At 54.4% G+C, this 3,746-nt stretch carries 4 protein-coding genes and 2 pseudogenes; 4 read left to right on the top strand and 2 right to left on the bottom strand.

What is annotated here, in order from left to right; translation table 11 throughout:
• Positions 1-200, top strand: a pseudogene (locus tag AC1D2P_RS30415) (hypothetical protein); the annotation flags it as partial.
• A gap of 49 nt (positions 201-249) precedes the next feature.
• On the opposite strand, the gene AC1D2P_RS30410 reads toward AC1D2P_RS30415, so the two are convergent.
• Entirely contained in the window at positions 250-1,260 is a 1,011-nt protein-coding gene (locus AC1D2P_RS30410; RefSeq protein ID WP_223524927.1) for a zinc-dependent alcohol dehydrogenase family protein, read from the bottom strand.
• Between the two features lie 174 nt (positions 1,261-1,434).
• On the opposite strand from AC1D2P_RS30410, the gene AC1D2P_RS30405 reads away from it, so the two are divergent.
• Positions 1,435-2,349: a LysR family transcriptional regulator gene (locus tag AC1D2P_RS30405; RefSeq protein WP_223524929.1), complete on the top strand. Its 915-nt coding sequence runs from the start codon at positions 1,435-1,437 to the stop codon at positions 2,347-2,349.
• A 78-nt stretch (positions 2,350-2,427) separates the two neighbouring features.
• Here the strand turns inward: AC1D2P_RS30405 and AC1D2P_RS30400 are convergent, their stop codons facing one another.
• Entirely contained in the window at positions 2,428-3,048 is a 621-nt protein-coding gene (locus AC1D2P_RS30400; protein WP_223524931.1) for a tyrosine-type recombinase/integrase, read from the bottom strand.
• 32 nt (positions 3,049-3,080) lie between these two features.
• Here AC1D2P_RS30400 and AC1D2P_RS30395 point away from each other — a divergent pair, with 32 nt between their 5' ends.
• Positions 3,081-3,509, top strand: a complete 429-nt coding sequence (locus AC1D2P_RS30395) for a hypothetical protein (RefSeq protein ID WP_223524933.1) — start codon at positions 3,081-3,083, stop codon at positions 3,507-3,509.
• 88 nt (positions 3,510-3,597) lie between these two features.
• Positions 3,598-3,746: pseudogene (locus tag AC1D2P_RS30390) on the top strand (IS5/IS1182 family transposase); the annotation flags it as partial.

The following is a 3,746-nucleotide window of genomic DNA, read 5'->3' as shown; positions in this document are numbered from 1 at the left end:
CGACAGAAAAGTACGCGCTTGAGATTGAAATCTTCACTTTGAGCAGAGGATTCTGGGTTCAGATTTCGCGTGGCGGCGTGCAAAAAAGGCGTTGTAAGCGGTCAGTATGCGGGCAGTCTGGAAGAACCGACTTTTTCAACAGAATCGGCCAGAAGCGGACGTTTGAGCCTGAGTCTCGCCCGGCTCAACTATGGAGTTGAATCTCCTGCGAGAGGCGAAAAAAGGCGCCGTATTGGCGCCTTAACGTTATTAAGCGATTTTGATCACAACCTTTCCAAATGCTCCCTTCGCGAGATGCTCGTAAGCTTCTCGTGCTTTCTCGAACGGATATACCTGGTCGATCACGGGACGAATCTTGTGTTCGTTGAGGAACGTATTCATCCGGTCGAACGATGAGCGCGGCGCTACAGCGATACCGCGAATGGTCGTCTGGCGGAAAATGAGTGGCATCAGATTGAGTTCAACGCTTTGCCCTGTTAGAAAGCCGATCTGCGCAATACGCCCCGATGCCTTGGTTGCAGCGACCGATTGATTGATACCGCTGCCGCCGGCCACATCGAGCAGCAGATCCACACCCTTGCCTTCGGTCAGCTTCAGCACTTCGTCCGCCCATTTCGGAGTCGTTCTGTAGTTGATGCCCGCCACGGCCCCCAGCCCCTTCACGATTTGCAAATTCTGGTCGCTACTCGACGTCGCAACTACCTTCGCGCCAAGCGCAGTTGCGATCTGCACGGCAAATATCGACACACCTCCAGTGCCCTGAACCAACACGGTCTGGCCCGGCTGGATTTGTCCAAAGTCCACCAGCGAATACCAGGCCGTGAGCGCAGCGATAGGAAGTGTTGCGGCCTCTTCGTCACTCATGTTGTCGGGTGCACCGACAGCGCTGTCTTCATGGATGATCATGTATTCGGCCAGACCGCCGGGCAACGGCGAACCGAAGCAGTAATCGGGTTCGTTCGGCCCTGGCTCGCCATCCAGCCAACGCGAATAAAGATGCGAGTTGACGCGATCACCGACTTTGAAACGTGTGACGTCGTCACCGACCGCTACCACCGTGCCGGCGGCATCGCTCACTGGGATAAGTGGTTTGGGCACCATGTGCGGCTCATAAATGCCGTCGACGATTGCCTTGTCGCGAAAGTTGAGCGAGACAGCACCGACCTTGACCAGCAACTCGCCAGCCTTGGGTTGCGGGGTCGCTACCTCTCCCAATTGCAGGTTGTCGAGTCCGAAATCTTTCAATAACCAGGCTTTCATTGCGAATCTCCAAATACACGTCAGTGGCTTCGAACCAGAGCCGGTTCTGCCTTGGGTGCATTTTTCGCCATTGGTGGTACGCAATAAATGCGTGGAAAAAGACATGATTGTTCTACTCTTGGACAACAATCATGTTCAACTTCGTGAGTCAGACGGGGTTCATAGGAAAGCGTCATGGAATTACTTCAATCGATGCGACTGTTCGCCAAACTTGCCGAACTCGGCAGCTTTACCAAAGCCGCCGAATCGCTGGAGATCGGGCGACCTCAGGTGACTCGATATATCCAGGAGTTGGAGACGTCATTAGGTGTGCGCCTGTTCCAGCGCACCACGAGAAAGGTGGCACTCACCGCCGAAGGCGAGAGGTTCTATGAGCGGGTACAGGAAATTCTGGCGGGTATTTCTGCTGCGACCTCGATGTTCGACCGATCCGGAGCAACGCTCGCAGGCCGACTTCGCGTCGATATCCCGACCGCTTTCGCGCAATTGGAATTCATCAAAAGCCTTAAAGAATTCACCGCCTCCTACCCTGGTATCAACATGGTACTGGGCGTGACTGACCGGGCCGTCGATCTGATCGGTGAAGGCATCGACTGTGCGTTGCGTATCGGCGATCTACCGGATTCGACTTTGATCGCTCGCCCTATTGCGATGGCGACCATGGTGACGTGTGCAGCGCCCGAGTATCTGCACGAGCATGGTGAACCCGAAACACTCGACGATCTGGCCTCCCATCGTGGCGTTAACTTCTTGTCCGGTCAGAGCAACAGGACATTACCTTGGCATTTCTCGGTAAAAGGTCAGGATCGCGCGTTTGTGAGTAACGCCGGCATCACCGTCACCGAGTCGAATGCGTACGTTCAGTGCGGGGTGTCGGGCTTCGGAATAATCCAGGCACCAGGAATCACCGTGGCCGAGCATTTGGACAGTCGCGGTTTGGTGGAAATTCTAAAGCCCTATCGGCCAGCCCCTCGCCCCGTGTCGTTGCTGTACCCAAGCCGGACGCATCTGGCCCCACAGGTTCAAGTTTTTATTGAGTGGCTGCAAGAGCGTTTTCCGCAGCTTCATTCTGACTGGCTGAACCCATAGCGATCATTGAACCAGTTCCGTGATCGTCTGCTTTGGGTCGGATCGCGACGGTCTAGCATCGACCGTCACTATGGATGATCAGACTTCCGTCTGTTCTGCCATTTCCAGGGCATCATCGACCTCGATTCCCAGGTATCTGACAGTGCTTTCAAGCTTCGTATGACCAAGCAGGAGTTGGACAGCTCTCAGGTTCTTCGTCCTGCGATAGATCAACGATGCCTTGGTTCTCCGTAGCGTGTGGGTACCGTACATAGTTGGATCAAGGCCAATGGCTGTCACCCATGCTTTGACTATTCGAGCGTATTGTCTGGTGGAAAGATGGTCTGAGGCGTGCAACCGGCTCGGGAACAAGCAGTCCTCGCTGCGGAGACGCGCCTGATGCATCCACGCCTCCAGAACTGTTCGGGTTTGCTCAGTGATTTCAAATTGCACTGGGTGCTGAGTTTTCTGCTGCATCACGATGGCCCGTGACGACACATGCTCCCCATGGGCAATGTCTCGGACTCGCAACTTGGTTAAGTCACAGGCACGCAGCTTGCTATCGATGGCCAAGTTGAAGAGCGCCAAATCACGCGTCTTCTCAGCAAGCTGGAGTCTCACGCGGATGGCCCAGATATCTCTGACTCGAAGTGGGGCTTTCTGCCCGAGAAGCTTTCCCTTATTCCAAGGCTGATGGCTGTATCTAGCAATAGTGTTCATGGCTCGTCTTCCACGTTGAGGGGAGGACAAGGGTGGATCAGTCACAATGGCTGGTGGTCGCTATCCGACCCAAAGCGGTCTTTCGCTTTTGCCTGACCAAGAGTTTATATAACCTCACGAAATCCGTTCGCACTCTAGCTTTTAATACCCGGACTCCCTTTATGCAGACTGACCAGACCAAGCTGCTCGCGCTCGCACTGCTTGAGATTAGGACGTTGCTTGCTGATTATCTGGGCAGCGATGTTAATGCTCCCATGAGCGTCCGTGTCGCGGCACATTTGGCCTATGCACTCCACAATGAGGCGGAGGCTGCATACAACGACGCAGAATTTCAGATCGACCACGCAAGCCTTAAAATCGCTGCGATCGATCAGATTCTTAGTGTTACTGATGGTGCCGCATTGTTGAGCAGGTTTGACGTCGAGGCCAGAGTCATTCCGGATAGCGCTCCATCTAGATGACTGCTTCTGGCCGATTCTGTTGAAAAAGTAGCTCCCATGTCTGGGCTGCGGCAAAATTGCTGCATTGGCCGGCGGGGGATCACACAGCATGATGGGACAGTTATCGAGTGGGCAGGAGCGACTGTTTTACTCGTTCAACCTTGAAGATCACATCCCAGCCAATCACCTTCTGCGCAGCATTGATCGGTGTCTCGATCTGAGTGATTTGCGCCATCACCTCGCCGACTTCTACAGCCC

Source organism: Pseudomonas sp. P1_F1_2 (assembly GCF_056405815.1).
This window is presented reverse-complemented; position numbering and strand designations above follow the sequence as displayed.